Source organism: uncultured Flavobacterium sp., assembly GCF_951805225.1.
GTDB lineage: Bacteria > Bacteroidota > Bacteroidia > Flavobacteriales > Flavobacteriaceae > Flavobacterium.
The window spans coordinates 1,313,848-1,338,163 of sequence record NZ_OX638201.1 but is presented as its reverse complement, the minus strand read 5'-3'; the positions used below and the strand labels follow the sequence as shown (position 1 = coordinate 1,338,163).

The 24,316-nt window shown below is 31.4% G+C and carries 13 protein-coding genes; 1 reads left to right on the top strand and 12 read right to left on the bottom strand.

Features of this window, described 5'->3' with window-relative positions; genetic code table 11:
- Positions 1 to 6: 6 nt before the first annotated feature.
- The 10 genes from WN975_RS05670 to WN975_RS05625 form a co-directional block, all read right to left on the bottom strand.
- On the bottom strand, positions 7 to 2,034 hold the full coding sequence (locus tag WN975_RS05670) for a hypothetical protein (protein ID WP_337965640.1): 2,028 nt from the start codon (positions 2,032 to 2,034) through the stop codon (positions 7 to 9).
- Between the two features lie 88 nt (positions 2,035 to 2,122).
- The gene (gene fabG, locus WN975_RS05665; protein ID WP_121330885.1) at positions 2,123 to 2,869 is read right to left on the bottom strand and encodes a 3-oxoacyl-[acyl-carrier-protein] reductase; all 747 of its coding nucleotides are present in this window, start codon (positions 2,867 to 2,869) and stop codon (positions 2,123 to 2,125) included.
- Between the two features lie 250 nt (positions 2,870 to 3,119).
- Positions 3,120 to 3,353: a hypothetical protein gene (locus WN975_RS05660; protein ID WP_337965639.1), complete on the bottom strand. Its 234-nt coding sequence runs from the start codon at positions 3,351 to 3,353 to the stop codon at positions 3,120 to 3,122.
- Between the two features lie 177 nt (positions 3,354 to 3,530).
- Positions 3,531 to 4,862, bottom strand: a complete 1,332-nt coding sequence (locus tag WN975_RS05655; protein WP_337965638.1) for a DUF4302 domain-containing protein — start codon at positions 4,860 to 4,862, stop codon at positions 3,531 to 3,533.
- A 20-nt stretch (positions 4,863 to 4,882) separates the two neighbouring features.
- On the bottom strand, positions 4,883 to 5,746 hold the full coding sequence (locus tag WN975_RS05650; protein ID WP_337965637.1) for a putative zinc-binding metallopeptidase: 864 nt from the start codon (positions 5,744 to 5,746) through the stop codon (positions 4,883 to 4,885).
- A gap of 17 nt (positions 5,747 to 5,763) precedes the next feature.
- On the bottom strand, positions 5,764 to 7,269 hold the full coding sequence (locus WN975_RS05645; protein ID WP_337965636.1) for a RagB/SusD family nutrient uptake outer membrane protein: 1,506 nt from the start codon (positions 7,267 to 7,269) through the stop codon (positions 5,764 to 5,766).
- A gap of 11 nt (positions 7,270 to 7,280) precedes the next feature.
- The gene (locus tag WN975_RS05640) at positions 7,281 to 11,018 is read right to left on the bottom strand and encodes a SusC/RagA family TonB-linked outer membrane protein (RefSeq protein ID WP_337965635.1); all 3,738 of its coding nucleotides are present in this window, start codon (positions 11,016 to 11,018) and stop codon (positions 7,281 to 7,283) included.
- Positions 11,019 to 11,322: 304 nt separating this feature from the next.
- Positions 11,323 to 12,438, bottom strand: a complete 1,116-nt coding sequence (locus WN975_RS05635) for a FecR family protein (protein ID WP_337965634.1) — start codon at positions 12,436 to 12,438, stop codon at positions 11,323 to 11,325.
- An 89-nt stretch (positions 12,439 to 12,527) separates the two neighbouring features.
- Positions 12,528 to 13,139, bottom strand: a complete 612-nt coding sequence (locus WN975_RS05630; protein ID WP_337965633.1) for a sigma-70 family RNA polymerase sigma factor — start codon at positions 13,137 to 13,139, stop codon at positions 12,528 to 12,530.
- A 263-nt stretch (positions 13,140 to 13,402) separates the two neighbouring features.
- Positions 13,403 to 16,006, bottom strand: a complete 2,604-nt coding sequence (locus WN975_RS05625) for a T9SS type A sorting domain-containing protein (protein WP_337965632.1) — start codon at positions 16,004 to 16,006, stop codon at positions 13,403 to 13,405.
- Positions 16,007 to 16,157: 151 nt separating this feature from the next.
- Between WN975_RS05625 and WN975_RS05620 the strand changes: the two genes are divergently transcribed.
- Positions 16,158 to 19,277, top strand: coding sequence for a choice-of-anchor L domain-containing protein (locus WN975_RS05620; RefSeq protein ID WP_337965631.1), 3,120 nt, complete (start codon positions 16,158 to 16,160; stop codon positions 19,275 to 19,277).
- A gap of 69 nt (positions 19,278 to 19,346) precedes the next feature.
- Here WN975_RS05620 and WN975_RS05615 read toward each other — a convergent pair whose 3' ends face one another.
- The gene (locus tag WN975_RS05615) at positions 19,347 to 21,701 is read right to left on the bottom strand and encodes a T9SS type A sorting domain-containing protein (RefSeq protein WP_337965630.1); all 2,355 of its coding nucleotides are present in this window, start codon (positions 21,699 to 21,701) and stop codon (positions 19,347 to 19,349) included.
- 10 nt (positions 21,702 to 21,711) lie between these two features.
- On the bottom strand, positions 21,712 to 24,252 hold the full coding sequence (locus WN975_RS05610) for a T9SS type A sorting domain-containing protein (RefSeq protein WP_337965629.1): 2,541 nt from the start codon (positions 24,250 to 24,252) through the stop codon (positions 21,712 to 21,714).
- Between the last annotated feature and the right edge of the window lie 64 nt (positions 24,253 to 24,316).

Genomic DNA, 24,316 nt, shown 5'->3' with positions numbered 1-24,316 from the left:
CCCTTTCTAAAGTAACCCATTATATTTTCTAACAAACCATTCAGTTGTTAAGAAAACTGCGATTAAAATCAACAACCAAACCCAATCAATTAAGGGAGTTTTGGTTGAAATATTTTTCTCTATTGATTTGTATTCCTTATTTTCAAGAAGTGTATTGATCAAATTATCGGCTTGATTTTCAAAGAATGCTTTTCCGCCAGTTTGAAGCGCTAATTGTTTTAGTTTTGTAACATCTGGATTTACGAACTGCTTTTCGATATCAAAATCCAAAATCTCAAAATGACTTGAATATGATGTATTTGTATTTAGTTCTTTTACTGTAAAATTATATTTTCCGGTAACTAAACCATCCAGATTTACAGAGAAAGAATTGTTTCCTTTTAGTAAATCGTAGTTTTTCGCTTGTTTTGTCTCAGCGTTTGTAACTGTAATTGTTAATCTCGCTTTCTCGTCAAATTCATAGTTTTTATTGAAGTACTGCGCATTGATTACAATTGCTTCTCCTGAATTATAGAAACTTTCGTGTGTTACAACAAGTGATTTTCTTGAAGTTGTTGAGGCTAAATATTGAATTATCTTATCAATAAAAACATCATATTTTTCAAATGATTGATTGTCAATATGACTTTGCAAACGCCATTTCCAGCTGTTTTCTCCTAAAAGAAAAGCGGTTCTTTTTCCTTGATTTTCGGCGAAAGCCAATAAAGGCGCATTTGTAGAAACATTTCTAATTTTTGACGAAAGTAAAACAGAAACATTTCCGTTTGTGGTAACAGTTCCAAATAAATTTTGCAACGGCGGAAAATTTTCAAAACCTATATTATCTATCGCAAACAAATTAAACTGCGATTGAAATTCTGATAAGTAATCTTCTCTTTGTCCGCTCATTTTAAAAACCAAACTATTTTGTTGTTGGTTTAGAAAATTAAAATCGGTGTTGTTTCCTGTAATTATAAAGGTATTTGTTCCTGCTAATTTATTATTGTCAAAAATCGCTTTAAATGCTGATGTTGGCTGATATAAAACTAAAACCGAAACATCTTGTAATTGACTAATATCATTTGGTTTAACCAAAATTACTTTGCGTTGTGCATTAACTTCAATTGCGCGTTTTAATGCAGCAATATCCGGATGATTTATAGCCGAAACAATCGCAATTGTTGACTTTTGATCAATGACTTCGACTGCAAAATTCTTTACATTATTGTAACTGTTTTTCTCTTTTGTTCCAGATGAAATACTGGCTTTAAAAATTTGCAATCCAACTTTATCTGCGGGTAAAAGCAAATTTAAAGTCGCTGTTTTTTTAGAAGGTGAAAAAGAAACTTTCTCTTTGGCTACAACCGAATTTCCCTGCACAATTGTAAAATCGGCATTTGTGGTTTTATCTCCTGAATATTGAAGAAAAACTTCAACTGGAAATTTATTTTTATGAAAAGCGTATTTATTTACGTTAAGCTGATTGATTTTAAAATCAAGAAAAGTGGTTGTATCTCCCACAACCAAAGGATAAACTTTATTGACAGGATCAAATCGATATACATAATCGTTTCCTGTAGTTTGATTTCCGTCAGTAATTACAACCGTTGGGAAAATCAGGTTTTTGTTGATGCTTTTTAGATTTTTGGCTACTTCGTCCAGATTGGTTTGTTTTCCTTTGAAATCTAATTTATCCAAAGGTTTAAAATCTACATCAAATTGGTAAGGTTGAATCTCAAATTTTTCCTGAAGTGCAGGATTCGAAATTAATTTCTGATACAATTCAGCAGCTTTCTTATCTGATTTCAAAACCGAAATCGAACTCGAATTATCGACTGCAATTGCTAATGGAGTTTTGGTTATTTCGAGTGAATTCTTGGTCATTATAGGATTTATCAATAAGACTAATAACCCGAAAATGGCTAAAAAACGTAAAAAAGCCAAAAACCAAATCACATTGGATTTGTTTTTGGCTTTAAAAAAGTATTGAAAATACGACAAACCTCCCGCTATTACTAATGAAAGCAATAATAATAGTATCGTGTTTGTAGTCATATTTATAGTTTAGTGATTGGGAATATTTAATATTTCAAAGATCTCAAAATAAAACCTTTGAACCTTTGCAACTTAGAACCTTAGTTCCTTATGTCAACATTCCTCCGCAAACATTAAGGACTTGTCCTGTAACGTATGCGCTCATATCTGAAGCAAGGAAAAGACAAGCATTTGCTACATCTTCTACTGTTCCTCCGCGTTTCAACGGAATTCCTTCTCTCCATCCTTTTACTACATCTTCCGGTAATTTTGCTGTCATTTCAGTTTCGATAAATCCCGGAGCAATTGCATTACAACGAATATTACGTGAACCTAATTCTAATGCTACTGATTTTGTAAAACCAATTGCACCAGCTTTAGATGCTGCATAGTTCGTTTGTCCTGCGTTTCCTGATACTCCAACAACTGAACTAATATTGATGATAGAACCTGCGCGTTGTTTTAAGAAAGTTTTTTGAATTGCTTTTGTCATATTAAATACTGACTTCAAATTGACATCAATAACCTGGTCAAAATCAGCCTCAGACATACGCATTAATAGGTTATCTTTTGTAATTCCGGCGTTGTTAATCAAAATATCAACTGTTCCAAAATCAGCTAAAACAGCTTCAACAAAAGCTTGTGCTTCATTAAAATCGGCCGCATTTGACTGGTATCCTTTTGCTTTAACTCCTAAACTGTTCAACTCAGCTTCCAGCGCTTCTGCAGATGCTACAGATGAGCTGTATGTAAAAGCAACGTTTGCACCATGTTTAGCAAAAACTTCAGCGATTCCTCTTCCAATTCCACGACTAGCGCCCGTAATGATGGCAACTTTTCCTTCTAGTAATTTCATATTCAAAATTAATTTTAATAATTATTTGTAGCTATTCCTGCTATCCACTTGTATCTTTTTCTGGCAAAAAAAGCCAGTAAAAGGATACCGCTTCTATCAGGGCTATGAATGACTTGCCAAATATATGATAATTCCCTTTTTAAAAAAATAACAATAGTATATTTTATGAAGAAGAACGCTTCTTTAAAATGAAAAAGAATAAAAAAACCGTTTCACAATTCGTGAAACGGTTCTAATATAAATGACTTTATTACAAGCATTCTATACCATCGATTGTTGCTTTGCATATTGGTTCAACCGGAAAGATTTGTGGTTCCATAATACATGGTCCATTATAAGGAAATGGAGTCCAAGGAATTGTACATCTGACAGTTCCGCTACCCATTACATTTTTTTGTTCACTAATACTAAGTACTTCAACTCCTCTAAGGTTTAAAATTTTTTCTAACATAATAATTCGGTTGTTTAATATTTGTATTCTCAATCATTTTATGTCTGTTGAGTTTCAGACGTAACAATAAATGGATTCATTATTTTTTTGACATACAGACAAAAAAGCAAATTAATTATGTTCTTAAAATTGACTTTGTTTTAAAAAAAACGGCTCGATTGGAGCCGCTTTTTTTCCAAAATTAAAAACAAAACTAAAAAAACTCTTCTTTTAAAACTTGTAGTTTGTCAATCTAAACGGTGCAGCTGCACTTGCATAAGTGTAAATAACATTCGTATAGAAGATTGTAAACGATTCTTTTTTAAGGTATAATCCTTTAGGATTTGTGATTTCGTCATCTAAGATTTTCAAGAATGCTCTTGCTGCCGGAGTTCCTATCCAACCGTCATCAGTTAAGATAATGGTCTTATTTACTGCATCTTCTGTAGTGGTGAAAAAGTGATAAATCGATGCTTTTCCTCCAGTAAATGTATACGCAATGTAATTACCATTCAACGGATCATTAAAAGCTATCTGAACTCTCGCAATTTTTTGATTTGCAGGCAAACTAGCGTTTACTTTCGCTAATATTGCTTTAGCGTAAGGTGAATTGGTACCGGCATTTGCTAAATTCGCAGCTATATATCCTATTGTAATTTGTCCTCCGCCTTCTAAAAACAGTTTATAATCATCTGTTAATCTTGGTGGTGCATTTGTAAATTGAATTGTAGCTTTTGCGCCGCCTGTTCCAGTTGCAACAAAGTTATCATCGGTTTCATTATAAGCGAAAGCCGATAATTTTTGTGATCCAACAGTAACTGCAGGTTTTACAGTTATTCCAGTTGGTGTATAGGCAACTGCCAATTTAAGCGTTTCGGCATTTCCAGCTTCTAAAGGAGATGCTGTTCCAAATCGAACTACTGGATTAAAGTTAAGCTCGTATTTTTTAACTGTTGTTCCGTCTGTAGTTTCAAGCGTTCTGAATAACGGGCTATTAATATCACCTGTCAGGTTTTTGTTCATGATTGTATTTCCTGCTAAATCATCCCAATCTTGAGCTGTTGCTTTTACAAAACGAACTTCTTTTACAGTTCTATTGGTTCTGAAAACAAGGTCTCCATTTTCTACTCCGTAAAATAAAAACTGAAAATCACCTAAAAAACCTCTTCCCGGAGCAAGTGGAGAATTACCTGAATCTGACAATAAATGGATTTTATTTTTTGTCGTAAAAACCACACTTACAGTACTTCCTAATTGAATTTCATACTGACTATCATGCTTATTTGTATCATCATCAAAATCCGAAGCCATAGTTACTTTTCCATTAGGAAGAAATTTAAACAGATGTGTAAATCCTCCTAATTGATTATCATCTGTATAATAAACTGCTTTCCATCCTTGATCAGAAGAAAGTAATAAATCATTTAGTTCCTTTTTTTGCTTGTTTAGTCGCTCAGTTGGCGTTTCGTCAAACTTTTGTTCAGCATCTGTACTAACACAACTATTTACTTGCAACATCAAAATAATAAGCAGTATATACTTAAATATATTTTTAGTTTTCATAATTTTTCTTTGTTAAATTTTTAATCATTTAGAACATCTGTGGTATTCTTCTGTGCTTCGTCTCTTAGCTCATAAAAATCTATATTAAAAGCGTCTCTATAGTATTGAACTACAAGTGCTTCTTTTTTCTTAATAGCATCAACTCCGGCCGGATTTACAATACTTGCAAGCAAAGCCGCATATTCTTCTTTTGAACTAAGTAAAATTATCGCTGCTGTTTCTGCAAAATCTTCTGTATAATTTGATCTTGCATAGGCGGTAATAAAACCAAGTTCCTGAGCTTCTCCATCTGAAATACTAAATGGATCTGAGGTATAATCTTTAGGCGTTATTTTTGCCCAGGCTTCTACATCAAAAATTTTAGTTTGATTTAAAATATGCACATATTCATGCTGAATTGTATGAACAAATTCCGTTACACTAGCACGGTTTTTCTTGTCTACATAATCAACCTGAAAAAGAGAGATTCTCTTTCCTCCTTCGGCCAAACCTAAAGTATTTGAGACATCATCAGGATTCACGTTTACTCCTCCAACCAAAACAAAATCTCTTGGCGCAATGATCTTAACGAAATCTTTTCCTCCGATTGTTGTATAACTATCGATCCATATTTTTTTGATTATTTCTAATGCTGGCTGTACTTTGTCAACCTCTGGCGGAAATAAAAATCTATTATTATCTACAACATTTTGATTCCACTCATATTGTACACTTATATTATAAGGATCGATATAGTTTTGATCGATCCATTTGTCTAAATCAGTTTTTACTTTTGGAGTAAAATCCAATAAACTTTCCTTTGGCTGATCTTCCTGAGAACAAGATGCAAGTGTCAAAATACCAACAGCCAGTACTATATTTTTATATTGTTTAATTAATTTCATAATCGCTTAAATTAAATTTATCTCGGATTTAGTTCAATTCCATTATTAGATGCATTTAGTGGTATTTGTACCGCACGACGCTTGTCATCTTTAACCAAGACATTGTTCTTAGTTATTTGTCCTTGTGGATTATAAGTATTGTGTACTACAACCAAATTGAATCTCTTGATGTCAAACCATCTTAGTCCTTCGTGTAAAAACTCTCTTCTTCTTGCTTCTGTAATTGCTTTGATATAAGAAGTTTGCTCTGGAGATAAAGAATAAAAAGGTGTATATTCATTAGCAATAACAGGATATTTTTCTAACACCATATCTTTTGTCAATACATCTGTAGTGCTGTCATATCCGTCTGTTCTTGTTCCAAGGAAATATTCTAACTCTGCTGTAGCAACATCTAATTGATTTGTCATAACGTGAGCTTCGATACGGTTTAAGAACATTTCGTCGTTCGAAAAAAGTACAACTCCTGTAAATGGAAGACCGATTTGCGCCGTTACATTTGTATATTTAAAATACTCATTGAATTTATATACTGCCACATTTGCTCCGCTTGCTCCTTGAATTGAAATATCAATTAACCAATCTTTGTTGAATATATTAGTATCGCTGCCAAGTATCTGATCTCTTTCGTTTGCTCTTGTAAAAGCAAATCTGTTTGAAGTTGTTGCTCTTCCGCAAATTGAACTTGGAGATCCTATTAATAGGTTTGTAACTTGTGTATTCTTAGCATATTCGATTGGTTTATTAGGAAAATCATAAGAGTTATAAGCAACCCAGTCTCTAAGTTTTCCAACTGGTTTATTTCCTAATCCGTCTGTAAGTTCTAATACACGTTTCCAATCTCCTTTTGCAATATAAAATCTTGCTGCGAAAGCTTTTGCAGCTTCTTTATTAAAATGATATTTTAAATAATCAGTTCTGTAATCATTCGTAACATATTTCAATCCTTCTTCAATATCTGCTTGGATTAGTTCAAAAACTTCTCTTACTGAATTACGTTTGTAGGTTGCAATTAAAACTTTTTCTGGTTCAGTTACATAAGGAATTCCTAAATCTGTTCCTGCTGTTGCCGGATTGTAACGATTTGACCAAATTGAAACCAACATAAAATGAGCGTAAGCTCTTGCAAGCAATGCTTCTCCTTTTTGAGGATTTAGGTTAGGACCGTCTCCAAGTTCTTTGATTGATGCTAAAGCCTGATTTGCTGTTGCAATTGCTTTGTAAGCGGCATTCCAGTAAAAACCCTGAGTATCTCTACCAGTTTGATCATCTTGCAATTCCCAATTGTAATTTTGAGCATTGTTTATGTTTACAAGTGAACTTTTATTATCAGATACGTTATCAGTCATCGTTTCGGCAATATCGATATAAGTACCGTCCGGATATGCGTCTGTCAATAATTCTGATATTTTTTCTGGTGTATCAATCTGTAATCTGTTATCTGGTGTTTCCGAAAGGAAATCATCGCAACTACTAAAACCAACAAGTATTAATAGTGATAAAGCTATTTTTATATTTTTCATAATCAATTATATTAGAATGAAAGGTTTATGGCGAATGTATATTGTGATGTAATTGGAAAAGCTACACCTCCTGTGTTACGGAATTCAGGATCCTGACCGTTAAGTCTTTTATCTGAATAAATTAACCAAGGATTTACTGCTGATCCTTTTAATGTAAATGTGCTAACTCCTAATTTTCTCTTGAAATCCTTAGGAAATTCCCAACCTAATGAGATGTTTTTTAATCTCACGAAATCACCATCAGCAATTCTAACATCAGAATAGTTATAAGTGTTGTAAGCTTTTGCTAATGTGCGCTCTCCTCCATTATTTTCAATTAATCTTTTGTCTGCGATAACCGGAACATTTGTAATGTTTTCGTCTCCAGGATTAATCCAACGATTTGTGAAGTCTTTTGTAAATACTGTCAAATCATCATAAACGCTGTCATAAACTGGATTCAAACGAACTTTATTTCCTCCTGAACCAACAATAAATACATATAATGACCAGTTTTTATACGTAAAAGTATTTGCTAAACCAATAGATTTATTTGGTTCAATAGAACCTTCATATTTCAAATATTTAGTTACATCTTTTGTATCTTGAAAATCTGCATCTGTCATATTATTTTCAGCTCCGTCTTGCAATTTAAAAGTTGGTAATCCCTGATTATTTAATCCTGTAAATTCATAAGAATAAATTGAATTTCTTGGGCTTCCTAATGCATTTCCACCGTTTCCGTTTACTAAACTAAAAGCAGATGGTTTGTTCTGTAATTTTGTAATTTTTTGATCATAAACAGAGAAATTAAGTGTTGTTGACCATTTAAAATTATTAGTTACAATATTTTGAGTCGTGAAACCTACCTCAATACCTTTAGTTCTCATATCAGCATTATTACCTTGCTTGATACTTTCTCCTCCAACACCAGAAGTTGTCACAAAATCAACTAAATCAAAAGCATTACGAGTATAAACATCTGTTACAAATTGTACTCTGTTGTTAAACATTCCCAAGTCTAAACCAATGTTAGTTTCGTATTGTTTTTCCCAAGTTAAATCACCATTTTGCAATTCATCAATTGAAATTTTAGATTCTCTGTTTGCAAGAAAAAGACGGTCTGTGATGAAACTTTTGTAAATCGCCAATGAGTTTGTCGCTGGCCCAGCAGTTGCTGTAAGTCCGTAAGAAGCTCTTAATGCTAAATTGTTGATAGACTTAACATTTCTCATGAAATTTTCTTCAGTAATATTCCATTTTCCACTTACAGTATAAGTTGGCAACCATCTGTTAGAACCGCTGTTTCCTTGTCTGTTAGAACCGTCATAACGACCTGTAAGAGACGCAGTATAACGACGATCATAAGTATATCCTACTTTTCCGAAGAAACCAACAGTTCTTTCTCTTTCGGCATCAAAACCATAATAAGAATCACCATCATTTACGATTTTAGAAATCAATCTTGGATCTATAAAAGGTGTAAGTCCGCGGTCAAACTGAAGTCCTACAGCTGTAAAATTATCGCTGTTTCTGTCTACAGATCTAAGCTCTGTACCAAAGAAACCTTCCACTTCATGTTTATCATTAAATGTATTTCTATAATTAACACTATTTCTAATGTTATAAGAAGTCATATCGTTTGTAAATTTTCTTAAAAATCCACCATTTGGAAGTACAGAAACTTTTGGTGCAGTCAAATTATCCGGATCACGGTATAAAAAGATATTTGCATCCTGAACAATTGCATTTTCACCTTCAGAACTCAACGCTGTACCGGCTTTGTAAGCTGCAGCAACGTTTGAATCTTCATAAATTTTGTGCTCTCTTGAAGTATTAGCATATCTTGCTGAACCTGTAAGATTATAAGTTAAATGATTGTTTAATTTATATTCTAAATCCAATTGAAAACGAATATCATTTACTTTTATATCCAAAGTATTATTCTGAAGCTCATTGATAATATTCATTGGAGCCCAGTTATTTCTGTAATATTCTAAATTTCCATTATCATCATAAGGTCTTAAAGTTCTGCTTGTATTTAAAACATACTTAAACGGATTGATGTCAAATTCTCTGTTTACGCTTCCGTATACAGGATCTGATTTGCTTTCGTAACTTCCCGGTGCAGTTTGATTACGAATCGAACCCATTGTAGATAAAGTAAGATTTAATCTGTCATTGATATAAAAAGTACCTTTTATATTAGAAGTCAATTGTTTTACATTATCAGCAATAGTCCATCCCGGATCTGTATAATAACCAAGAGATGCGTAGAAAGTATTGTTTTTTCCACCGCCTGAAAAACTCAAAGAGTGATTTTGAGTGATCGAAGGTCTGAATAAAACGCTAAACCAATCTGTATTTCCTAATTCGTATTTCTTTAAAAATTGATTACGGCTAACTTCGTCATTTCTAACTCCAAACTTACCTCCTGATGTATTGTAAGTGTCGATTTGTTTTGCTAAAATATTATAAACTCCACCAAATCTTCCGTTAAGCGATGATGCAATTTCAAGGAATCCTTTACCGTCTCCGCCATATCCTTCTAATTCTTTTAAAATACTCATAGATTCCTGAGAATTTAAAATGTCATATTGCGAATAACTTGGAACTGTTCTTACTGTATTTTCAACAGAATAACTCACTTTTAAAGGTGAATCTCTACGTCCTTGTTTTGTAGTTACAACCACAACTCCATTTAATGATCTTGAACCATAAATAGAAGTTGCCGATGCATCTTTTAAGATTTCTATATTCTGAATATCATTAGCATTTAAACCTGCTACAGAAGAACTCAACAAAGTTTCAGAGTTACCCGAAGCTAAATCAGAAAACGAAATATTAATGATATCTTCCTGAACAACACCATCAATAACCCATAAAGGTTTTGTATCTCCAAAGATTGATGAAGATCCACGAACCGTGATTTTTGGCGCTGTACCAAAAGTTCCAGTTACGTTTTGAACCGTTACCCCTGCTGCTTTTCCTTCAATCATTCTACTCACATCAACTACACCATCAACTTTCAATTCAGTTGCCGAGATTTTACTAATTGCTCCGGTAAATGTTCTTTTAGAAGTTTTTTCGTAACCAGTAGTAACGACAACTTCTTTCAGGTTTTGTCCTACTTCATTTAAAACAATAGTTGGTGTTGTATTGTTTGTATCAATTTCTTTTGTCTCCATACCTACATAAGAAATCACAAGTCTATCGCTATTAGCGGGTACTTCGATAGTAAAATTACCATCAAAATCCGTTAATACTGCTGTTTTAGTTCCTTTTGCCATTACTGTTGCTCCAGGCAAAGGATTTCCAGCTGAATCAGTAACTTTTCCTTTGATAGTTGGGCCTACTAATATTTCAAATAATGAATCATGATTATCTGAATTTGCAAATGGATTACTAACATTTTTTTGCAAAATAATCTGGTTACTAACTTCTGCAAATGTTATATTAAACGGAAGCAATATTCTGTCCAGAATACTGGATAATGTTTCCTGATTTGCCTCAATACTAACCTTTTGGTTCAATTGTGGTAATCTGGAATTATAGGAAAATTTTACATGTGCAGACTTTTCAATTTTAGATAATGCATTATCCAATGTCAAATTTTCAACTGTAATTGTGACTTTGGTATCTAATTTTTTTTGCCCATTTACATCGTTCGCCATTGCAACACTTGAAAACACAAGCGCAAGGACAAACTGAAATAGTGTTATTTTCATGATTCGATGGAGTAATCGTTGTTTAACAACTGGTTTTTTCATAATTTTGGTTTGTTTTGATTAATACTGATTCGAGTGTATTTTAAGAAACGTACTGAATAACTCTTTACAGAGAGAAATTCAATTTTAATAAGTGTCGGAATGTTACAGCATTTCGGCACTTTTTTTATGCATTGTCTTCTACATAGGCATTTTTGGTTTTTTTTTGGTTTTAGTTTATAATTTGGTTTTGGTTTGTTTCAAAAGAAATAAATTACATTCTTGTTCAAAAAAGAAAGTATTTACTTCAAAATTTTGTTTTTCAGAGCCTGATTTTCTCTTGTTTAATTACAGTTAAACAAGCAAATTAATTACAGCCTTCTGATGTTATAGTAATTTGATTTCCGTTCATTTCAAAACTGGTATTATTGCCAATGCTTTTACAGACAATTTTCAATTTTTCTGTCAATGGCTGATCGCTCAATGAAGTTGTGAGATGACAATCTTTTAGTTTGTCTTTAGGATAATCAATATCAACCAAATAAGCTTGTTCGATAGTTTGAAAAATCTGAGAAACCGGAATATCGCTAAATTCAAAACTTAATTGTTCGATGTTTCCAACACTTTGAGCCAGTTCAACATCTTCAGTGATATTTGTAATTTTATTGAACTTTAGATCATTACGCACAAATCGCAATGCCTGATTGGGAAGTAAAACGATCTCTTCATGTTCTGATTTCGAAACCATTTCGTTAGACCTAACCTTAACTTTACCGGTGCGAACAAGAACTTCGACATCAGGCTGATCAGAATAAGCTTTAACTCTAAAACTAGTTCCAACTACCTTTGTGACAATCTCGTTTGCATAAACGTAAAAAGGTTTTTTAGGATTTTTACTAATTTCAAAGAAACCTTCGCCGGATAAATACACCTTTCTTTCGTTTCCGGTAAAGATTTTAGGGTAACTTAATTTACTATTGGGTTGTAATAAAACCGAACTACCATCAGATAATGTGATAATTTGCGGTTTATCAGAATTGTTGGTTTGTTCCACCAATCCTTCACTATTTTCATCAATAAGTTCTTTGTAAGTGACAACTTTATTTTCTGTCTGGAAGTTATTTTTGTAAAACCAAGTAGATATTAATCCAAAAACTAAAGTTGCTGCGACTCCGGCAAGAAAACATTTTCTAACGAATCGACTATTTGAGTTTTCAGATAAATTATTTTGATTTTCTTTTCCCTCGATTTTCAACCACGTTGTTTCTAACGCTCTGCGAATATCTGAGGTTGATAATTTTGAATCCGGAACTTTCATTGCCAACAATAAATGCCTCGCGTCTTCGACTAATTTGGCACGTTGACGACTTTCTAAAGTCCACTCTTCCCAACCATCATTATCGATTTTTAATAAAATCCATGATTGAAAGGATTCGTCAGATAAAAAATCCTCTATTTCGGTATATGTATTACGTTTTTGCATCTAAAAATAAGGTTACAAAAACATAGAGGACACTTCTTTGATTATATACTCACCAAATTGTGATTTTTTTTATATTTCTTTTAAAAAAATTAAAAAGTACTTGAAGATAGTAGTAGAAATAACGAAAAACTACCTTTCCATTCTTTGCGAAGTGCCATTAAACCACGATATAATAAATTACTAGCCGATTGATAATTAACATCAAGCATTTCAGCAATTTGTTCTACAGTAAGTCCTTGATGATATCTTAAATACAAAGCTTCTTTTTGACGAGGCGGTAAATCATTTAATAATTTATTGAGATAAGTAACTTTTTCTTTAGTTGCATAATCATCATCTATAAGTTCGTGCTCTACAGAAAACTCCAGCAAAAACGCAATAGAATCTGTGTTTGTTGCTTTTCTAAAAATATGATCACGTTCATGAAGTCTCGCAATTCTCTTGCGTACGCTTGATAATAAATAAGCTTTTACAACCACAGACGACTGTAATGAATTGCGATAAACCCAAATATCAGTAAAAACATCCTGAATACAATCTTGTACTTTTTCATGAAATGGAGAAAGTGAATTTCCATAACTCACTAAATCTGCATAATATCTTTCAAACAACATCGAGAAGGATTTTTCATCTCCCACTTTCAGGTTAGTCCAAAGGGTAATATCATCAAAGGTGCTAAATTCTAAGATTGAGGTTTTCATGGTAATAGTGGCTGATATTCTAAAAGAAACTCTTTTACTTAATATAAAGAATATGTTTTTTTAACATTATCTTTTCGTTTTGTTCGATAAATATATAAAAGCAAAAGTTTAAAACAAATTTTTTTACATAAAAGAAGCAGTTTCCTAATATTAGAAAACTGCTTCTTTTGCGTGGTTTAGTTAATATAATCCTTGTTATTTATATCTTAATTTTAATTTGTTAAATATATTAATTGTGGGATTTTACTACTATAAACTATAGTTTACTTTTTGATGAACTTCATTGCAGAACTACCTTTGTTACTTTTTACTTTTAAAATATAATTTCCAACATTAAGTTTAGAAACATCAATTGTAGAAATGTTCTTTGCGTTTGGAGCAGCGATAACCAACTGACCTAAAACATCATATATTGAAGCTGATTCTATTTCTATATCATTTTTAGTCGAAATATTCAAAACATCACGAACAGGATTCGGATAAACATTAAAATAAGTTGAAAATTCAAAATCCTTTGTTCCTAACGTTTTAAAAGTTGAAACTGCTTTATTCGTTAAAATTGGAAAGTTATAATCGAAATAAATATTAGCTTCGTTTTCAAATGAATCTCCAACCGCTAAAGTTGGCAATGTTTTGATTTTAAAAGCGATATACCCATCATTATGAGCATCATCAAACGGAAGATTTATTTTTTCGAAGATAAACTCCACTTTATTTCCACCTGAAATTTTAGTAATGTATGAATGACTTGCGTCGGTAGGAACTAAAGTCGAAATATCAAATTTTGATAAATCAATCATGTCTTTTACCACGATATTTTCAGCTGGATAAGTTCCGGTATTTTCAAAACGAATTAAATAATGTACATATTCTCCAATTAATTCTGGTGTAATAACATCGCCTTCCAAACATGTTTTATCATTTGGATCATAAGAACCAACAACAATTTGGCGTAAAGCAAAAGAATTATCTACAGGCTTTTCGTCATCAGTAACTGGCAAAATTAAAGCGTTAAAACTCAATCTGTCATTGATATTCACGGCAGGAGTTTCCATTGGAGAATTAACATTCAAAACAATCGTTATTTCTCTGGTTTCAAAAGGCTGTAGATTTTCATAATCCCAAGACAATTTGTTTGTTACCTGACTTGTAATTAAAGGTGTTGCCGAGATAAAATCTAAAACAGCATCATTAAAATCAAGCGAAACTGAACCTGATTTTGTTTGTGTTCCTTTGTTTTTATATACTAATTTATAAGTTGCATCAAAACCAGGTCTTGCAGGAATTATAGATAATAATGTAATTTCTAAATCCTGATGATTACCATTTGGAGTAATGCAAAAATTTTGAGTAAACGGACTTGCTTCTGATGGAAAAGTCACTGAAATTGATTCCGGAGAAACTTTAAAATAATTTGAATTTTCTATAATTGGAGTTACAGTATGAGTTCCTTCACCAACTGGAATATCATAATCTCCAGAATTCTTAGAAATAAAATTTCCTTTTTGCAAACCATTACTAATTGAAAAATTCAAATTAGAATATGCATTATCATTAGCATCACAACCATTATTATTAATATCTAATCTTGCCTGACCTTTAATGGTGTAATAAGTTCCTCCTGGCGTAAATGAACAATATGTATTTAGAGAAAACGGATATGGTGCATTATTAGTTGGAAACAAGTAATCCTGTTCATCCTCATCACAACAAATATATTTTAAATTGTCATTGCCGTAATATTGATAATTTAATTTCTTGATTCCATTTTTCTGATTAACAAATATTAGATTATTGTTATTAATATGAATACTTGCAAGCATTGGACAAGTGCTGATATCCAGATTTTCTAATTTATTAAAACTAACAATGAGCCATTCCAGTTTTTTTAAATTATTTACGTCTATGGAAGTTAAATTATTACGAGAGCATGATAAACTTTTAAGATTAGCTAATTTCGTTACTTCTAAAGATCCTATTTTATTACTATCACAGTTTATATCTTCAAGATTATTTGAATTTTCAATATTTAAAACTTCTAATTCATTAGATTTTACATCGATACGTTTAAGATTATTTAAGTTTGAAGCATCTAATGCCGGCAATTTATTAATCCAGGCATCTAATTCGGATAAACTTGAACAGCCGGATATCTTTAATGATGTTAACTTATTATTATAAACATTCATTTTTTTGAGCTTACTCAAACCACTTACGTCTAGAGTGATAAGCTCACCGTTATGCATAATAATCTCCTCTAAGTTTTTGCAAGTAGTTAAATCCAGGTTTGTAAATTGATTACCGCTTGCCAAAATTGACTTTAAATTTGCTAAACCACTTACATTGAATATGGTTAAATAAGCACTATCAGCTTCGATAGTTTCTAATTTTGTAAAGTTTCTTAAGTCTAAAGAACCAAAACTTGTACCGCTACAATTTAATGATACAAGATTTGTACAACCAGTAAAATTTAAACTCTTCAGATTATAATTAGCCTTACAATTAAAATATTGAAGTTTAGTAAGCATACTGATATCTAAAGATTTAATATCATTATAATTAACGCCGCCTTCATTACTTAATTCCAGATAATTTAATTGCGTAAAATTTTCGATTCCCGCTAAATCTGAAATTAAAGAGTTACCCAAATTCAGCCAACTAACATTTTGAGCTTCTGACACTTGTATTTCGTAATCTCCATTAGTATCAATTCTAAATAAATTTCCTTGTAAATCTTTAGCAATAATGTTACTTCCATTCGATTGTAGTAACCTTGTTTTAAAGTTAGGATCTTTAAATTCAATAACTTGTGCATTTATATTGACTAACAAAAAAAATGCAAATAATAAAAAGTAGTTTTTCTTCATAAAGTGGTATTTGAAGAAGTAAATATAGCATTTTAGGGAATCAAATTATTCTTCCCAAAATTAATTTATTATGATTTTTTTTAATAAAATCAAAATCTGTACAATTCGTTAATTATATTTGTTCTGAAACTGCATTTCTTTAAAATTATAAATGAAAAAAATACTTTTTGTCTTTTTAATATTTCTAGCGTCAAACATTGCAAAAGCGCAATTAACGATTGACAATACCACATTCACTCCGCAGCAACTGGCACAAAATGTATTACTTGGACAAGGTGTCAATATTTCAAACATAAAATTTAACGGATCTGCTGCAACTACTATAAGCGACCAAATTGCTGTGTTTGATAACGGTTCAACAACAAATATTGGCATAAAAAAAGGCTTAATATTAAGTACCGGAAATGCGATTATTGCCAAAGGACCAAATGATCGTTCATTAGCCACACTTCCAACTTCAAATCCTTTTGAAGGTGATGCCGATTTATCTATTTTAACCAATAATCAGCCAATCAGAAACGTAGCAGTTCTTGAATTTGATTTTGTTCCCGTTGGAAATAAACTGACTTTTAATTTTGTTTTTGCTTCTGATGAATATCCCGAATTTGTAAATGATTTATATAATGACAATTTTGGTTTCTTTATAAGTGGTCCGGGAATAACTGGTCCTTATACCGGAAATGCCAAAAACATTGCCTTAATTCCAAATACTTCTGTGCCTGTTTCGATTAATAATCTGAACAATGGCGTTTCTAATGCTGGACCATGTGAATATTGCCAATATTATGTAAATAACGAAAATGGAGCTACAATACAATATGACGGATTTACAAAAAGTATACAAGCCAGTTCTGATGTCGAATGTGGAAAAACATATCATATAAAACTTGCAATTGCCAATGTATCTGACAACAATTATGATTCGGCGGTATTTATTGAAGGTGCGAGTTTTAGCGCTTCAGGTATTAATTTAGGAGAAGATCAAAAAATATGCGCAACTAAAAATTACACTTTAAAAACAGGATTAGATCCTTCGGTAATACATGAATGGACTTTTAACGGAGTGGTTATTCCGCTTCAAACTGGCCCTGAAATAACCGTTGATCAATCCGGAACGTATGCGGTAAAAGCAACTCCTATTGGAACAGGATGTCCGGTTTCTGATGATATTAAGCTAGAATTTGGTACTGTTGCACAACCTTATCTTTATTGTGGAAAAAAGACTGCTAATTCTATCACTTTTGATTGGTTGGCTTTAGGACTTACAGAGTTTTCCGTTGCTTACAAAATAGGAACTAATGCCCTTGTAGATGTTGGATTTGTTGGGAAAACATTTTCATATACAGTTAATAATGTGCCACATGGCGAAAATGTTGTAATAACAGTAACGCCTACAGGAGCATTGCCTGCAGAATGTTTTGGTCCAAATTCTATATCATGTATACTTGATACTTGTGCCGATGTACCTACATTGACACTAAATCAAGGTCAGACTTCTCAACAGATTTGCGAAAACACAGCTATTTCAGACATCGTTTTAACAATTGCTGGAGGCGCTACAAATGCGGCAATAACTTCAGGTGGTTTACCTTCCGGAATTACTACCGTTCTCAATGGCGATAAATTTACTATTAAAGGAATTGCAACTACAACAGGAACATTTAACTATACTATTTCTACCTCAGGCGGTTGCGGCACAAATGCAAATATTAACGGATCAATAGTTGTAAATGCAAAAACAAACCCAACATTTTCTGCAATTGCACCAATTTGTACAGGAGAAACTCTTGGTGCGCTTCCTATAAAATCAATTAATGGAATATCTGGAACATGGTCGCCAGCAATAAACAACTCGGCAACAACTACATACACATTTACTCCTGATTCCGGACAATGTGCTAATACCGCTCAAATGACAATTACGGTCAATCAAAAAACTACTCCTGTATTTGCTCCTATTGATTCTGTTTGCGAAGGCGATATTATAAATCCGCTTCCTTTAGTATCAAATAACGGAATAACAGGAACTTGGTCGCCCGCATTAAATAATCTAACAACGACTGAATATACTTTTACTCCAAATTCAGGAGAATGTGCAATTGCAACTCAATTAACGATTGCTGTAAATCAAAAAACTACTCCTGTCTTTACTCCTATTAATCCTGTTTGTGAAGGAGAAAATATATCTCAACTTTCTTTAAAATCAGATAATGGGATAACAGGAACATGGTCTCCAGCTATAAATAATTCAATTACAACTGAATATACTTTTACTCCAAATCCTGGACAATGCGCTAAACCAACACAGTTGACAATTGTCGTTAATCAAAAAATATTACCCGTTTTTACTTCTGTTAATCCCGTTTGCGAAGGCGAAACGATAGAAGAACTTCCTGTATTATCAAACAACGGAATAACAGGAACTTGGTCGCCAACAATTAATAATCTAACAACAACTCAATACACTTTTACTCCAAATTCAGGACAATGTGCTAATTCTACAAAATTAACAATAGAAATTAATCCTAAGCCAAAACCAAAAATTCAGGATGGCAAAATATGTATTGAGATTGGAACCAATAAACTGCTTCAATCTTATATTTTAGATACGCAACTTAATAATAATTTATACAGTTTTGAATGGTTTCTAGACGGAAATAAAATTGAAAATCAGTTTGATAACATTCTGGAAGCGCTCGAATCCGGGCAATATGCTGTAATAGCAACAAATAAAACTACTGGTTGTATTTCGGATATTGTTAATGCTGAAGTTACAAATACCAAAAGTGATTCCGGAGAAATAAGCATTACACAATCGGAATCCTTTTCTGAAAATTCTACAATAATTGTAGATATCAAAAACACAAATGGATTATTTGAATATCAATTAGACAATCAAAATTTTCAAACATCAAATCAATTTAAAGATGTTGCTCCCGGAACACATATTATAAATGCTCAGGAAATTAACGGTTGCATTAAATTAACCAGAGAAGTTATAGTCTTGGGATATCCTAAATTCTTTACGCCAAACGGTGATACTTTTAATGATACCTGGAATATTATAGGTTTTGAAGATCTTCAAAATGATACTATTTTCATATTTGATCGATATGGAAAATTATTAAAACAGATGAATTCAAGAGCTTTGGGTTGGGATGGAAATTTTAACGGACAACCAATGCCTTCTTCTGATTATTGGTTTAAAGTCATTTTTACAGAAAACAACATCAAGAAAGAATTCAAATCTCATTTTTCATTAAAAAGATAGATTTGTAATTAATAAAAAAAGGTCTAAAATTAATACTTCAGACCTTTTTTTTATGATATTGATTAGAGATTATTTTTTAATAAACTTCGCGCTTGAAGTTCCGTTATCAGTTTTTACTTTTAAAATATAATTTCCTGTTCGCAAATTTGAAACATCAACTTTAGAGACATTTTCAGCGTTAGGAACTGCAATAACCAATTGTCCTAAAACATCATATATATCAATTGATTTTAGTTCTATGCTATTTTTGGTGGTAATATTCAATATTTCTTTTGCAGGATTAGGGTAAATATTAAAGTAATTTGAAAATTCAAAATCCTGTGTTCCTAAAGTTTTAAAAGTCGAAGTTGCTTTATTAGTCAAAATTGGAAAATTATAATCAAAATAAATGTTGGCTTCATTTGTAAAAGAATCTCCTACTGACAATGTTGGCAAAGTTTTAATTTTAAAAGAAATATAGCCATCATTATCTGCATCATTAAAAGGAAGATTAATTTTTTCGAAGATAAATTCTACTTTGTTTCCTTCAGAAATTTTAGTCACATAAGGATGACTTGCTTTTATAGGAACCAATGTGTTAATGTCAAACTTTGATAAATCAATCAAATCTTTAACCACTATATTTTCTGCAGGATAAGTTCCTGTATTTTCAAAACGAATTAGATAATGCACATATTCACCAATTAATTGTGGTGTAATAACATCACCTTCCAGACAAGTTTTATCATTTGGATCATATGAACCAACAACTATTTGGCGTAAAGCAAAAGAATTATCAACTGGTTTTTCATCACCGGTTACAGGAGTTATTAATGCATTAAAACTCAAACGATCATTGATATTTACCGCTGGAGTTTCCATTGGAGAATTAACATTTAGAGTAACATTAATTTCACGTGTTTCTAATGCTTTTAAGTCACTATAATCCCAAATTAACTTATTTGTATTTTGGCTTGAAACAACAGGATTTGAAGAGACAAAATCCAAAACTACGTCATTAAAATCTAGTGTAACCGAACCTGAAACCGTTTTATTTGCCTTATTTTTATAAATAATTTTATAACCGGCATCAAATCCAGGTCTAGCCGGAAGTGTCGACAAAATAGTAATTTCTACATCCTGATGTTCTCCCTTTGGAGTAACACAAAAATTTTGAGTAAACGGACTTGTAGCCGAAGGAAATGTTACGGTTGCTGACTCAGGAGAAACTGCAAAATAATCTGAGCTTTCCAAAATTGGTGTTATGGTGTGGGTGCCTTCTTTAACTGGAATCCTAAAGTTTCCTGAAGCGTCCGAAATTATATTTCCTTTGATTGTTCCGTTACTTATACTAAAATTCAGATTAGAAAATTTAGAATCTAATGCATCACAACCATCATTATTAGCATCAAACTTTTGATTTCCTTCTATCGTATAATAAATTCCGCCAGGATTAAAAGAACAATATGAACTTACTGAACAATTAGAATATCCTAAATAGCCTAATTGAACCTTTATATTTTCAATTTCATTCTCATCACAACATATATAACTTAAATTAGGATTGTCATCTAATATCATTCTGGAATTTTCTACAAATCCATTTTTCATATAAATAGATTTAAAGTTATTTTTTCTAAATTCAATAAATATGGGAGATTTTACATTGCTAAGGTCAATTGATGTTAATTGATTATTGCTACCTTGAATCTCTATCAAATTTTCTTGTGCCGATAAATCTAATTCAGTTAATTTATTTTCCTGAAAAACAAAACGCTCCAATTTTTTTAAATTAGTTACATCAAGACTTGAAAGTTGGTTGGCGCTGCATGAAAAATAGGTTATTTTAACATTATTTGATACATCTAGCGAAGTAAGCAAATTTGAGTGAAAATCTAAAAATTCTAATTTAGCTAATAAGGAAGTATCTACATTTTTTAATTTATTAAAAGCGCACTCCAGTACAGTTAAATTTTTAAATCCCTTTAGTACAATATTCTCAATTTGATTATAACTGCAATCTATGGTTTTCAATCCTGTTAAGTAGCTTAAATCCAGATTCGTTAATAGATTAGTACTACAAGTAATATCTGTTAATTTTGTTAATCCTGTCAAATCAAAATTCACTATTTTATTACCATGAAAATTTAAGTTTTGAAGATTCGTAAAGCTGGTAACACCCTTTAAATCTGTAATATAGTTATCATCAAAAAAAGGCTGACTTAAATTTAATTCATAAACATTTAACGCTTCGTCCAAGTCAATTTCTCCGTTATTATTTAGATCAATCTTAATTTTACTCCCGTCAATTCCTTTTGCAATTTCGCTGGTGTAACTTGATTTTAATAATCTTGCCTTAAATGTAGCATCAGGAATATTGATAACCTGCGCTTTAAGAACCGTAATAATAAATAACATTACTATCGTGATGTATTCTCTTTTCATTAAAATAATTTTATAATTTAATAAACTTCACGCCAGAAGTTCCATTATCTGTTTTTACTTTTAAAATATAATTTCCAGTTCGCAAATTCGAAACATCAACTTTGGATACATCTTGAGCATTTGGAACTGCAATAACCAATTGTCCTAAAATATCATATATAGCTATTGATTTTAGTTCTATGTTGTTTTTGGCGGTAATATTCAAAGTTTCTTTTACTGGATTTGGATAAATACTAAAGTAATTTGCAAATTCGAAATCCTGAGTTCCTAAAGTTTTAAAAGTGGAAGTTGCTTTATTGGTTAAAATTGGGAAATTATAATCGAAATAGATATTGGCTTCATTTGTAAAAGAATCTCCTACTGATAATGTTGGCAGTGTTTTGATTTTAAAAGTTATATAACCATCATTATTGGCATCATTAAAAGGAAGATTTATTTTCTCGAAGATAAATTCCACCTTATTTCCATCCGAAATTTTAGTTATGTAAGAATGACTTGCGTCCATAACTGCCAATGTCGAAATATCAAATTTTGAAGTATCAATGATGTCTTTTACAACAATATTTTCGGCAGGATAAGTTCCTGTATTTTCAAATCGGATTAAATAATGAACGTATTCACCAATTAATTCTGGTGTAATAACATCACCTTCCAAACATGTTTTATCATTAGGATCAAAAGAACCAACAACTATTTGTCGCAATGCAAATGAGTTATCAACTGGTTTTTCATCACCGGTTACAGGAGTTACTAAAGCATTAAAACTCAAACGATCATTGTTTTTTACAGGAGGAGTTTCCATTGGAGAATTTACATTTAAAGTCACCACGATTTCTCTCGATTCAAAAGGCTTTAAATCAACATAATCCCAAACTAATTTGTTTGTATTTTGACTTGTAGTATTTGGAACAGAAGAAATATAATCTAAAACTCCATCATTAAAATCAAGTGTAACCGAACCTGAAACTGCTTTTGTTGCTTTGTTTTTGTAAACAATTTTATAAACGGCATCAAATCCTGGTCTCGCAGGTACTGTTGGCAAAATTGTTATCTCAACATCCTGATGCACGCCATTTGGTACAATACAAAAATCCTGAGTAAATGTTTTTCCATCATTTGGAAAAGTAACTTTTAAAGATTCCGGTGAAACGGTAAAATATTTAGAATTCTCAAGAATTGGATTTATGGTATAATCTCCGCTTCCTAAATAAATATTGTAATTTCCTGAAATGTCCGAAATTATATTGCTTTTTTTCGCCCCATTTGTAATACTAAAATTTAAGTTTGGAAATGCTCCATCTAATACATCACATCCTTTATTGTCTGCATCGTATTTTTGATTTCCCTGAATAGTATAAAAAGTAGCGCCCGGATCAAATGTACAATACGAGTTAACTTCAACAGATGAAGCTTTGTCAGCTAAAAGTTTTTTGTAATGATCAATGTAATCGTCCGTTGTACAGATATACTTTAATTTAGGATTAGCATCAAAGTTTAAATTATAAGAAAGAACTTTATTTTTTATAAGAATTGCAATTAATTCGCTATTATTTGCGCATACTAAATTATTTAAGCCCAAGCAGTTATTAAAATTTAATTCCGTAAAAAGATTATAACTACAATCTAAAAATTGCAATTTTGGTTGATCTGCCAAATCTAAATTTGTTAATTTATTTGATGCGCATTGCAAATAATTTAATGTCTTTAATCCTTTTAAATCTAACTTTGTAAGTTCATTTAAATTACAAGTTATTTTTTCGGTTTTTAAATTCTTAAAATCCAAGCTCGTTATTTTATTACTAGAGCAATTTAGGTTTATAATATTCGGAATTTTTGACAAATCTAAACTGGTAATCTTATTCTCATTACAATCTAAATCCTTAAGAAGGTTTAATTGCGGTAAATTTAATTCAGTTAATAAATTTCGGGTAACTTCAAGACTTACTAAATTATTTGAATCAATGATATCAATAGAAGTCAGCTGATTTCCAAAGCCACTAACGGTTTTTAAATTATGAAGTTGCTCTAATTTCAGTGTTTTTAAAAGATTAGCATTTACATATAAACTTTCCAGATTTGTTAATCCGGAAACATCAATGCTTTCTAACATATTTATTCCTACTGATAAAGTTTTAAGTTTTGTTAAACCTTTTACTTGTAAATTCTTCGTGTAGTTATAAGATGAAACTAACGTCTCGAGATTTTGCAGTTTTGTGAAATCAAGATTAACTAAAAGATTATGAGAACAATCCAGATCTTTTAGATTAGTAAAATAACTTATTTCAGCAAGATTTGTAATTAATTCGGCATTAGTACATCCATTACAGGTTATTTTTAATGAGCTTACTGATAAAGCTTCACTTTCCTCTATTTGTTTATTGTTATTTTTATCAATTTTAATATTGTTTCCGTCGCTATCTTTTGCAATATTATTATAACCATCCAATGACAATAGTTTCTTTTTGAAATTTGGATCAGAAAAAGTAATAGTTTGTGCAGTAACACAAGAAAAAGAAAATAATGCTAATAGTAGTAAGTAGTTTTTTACCATAGGTTTTGATTTGTTTTTTGGACTATAAATGTATAAAAACAGGAAAACAAAACCTATGACTTAA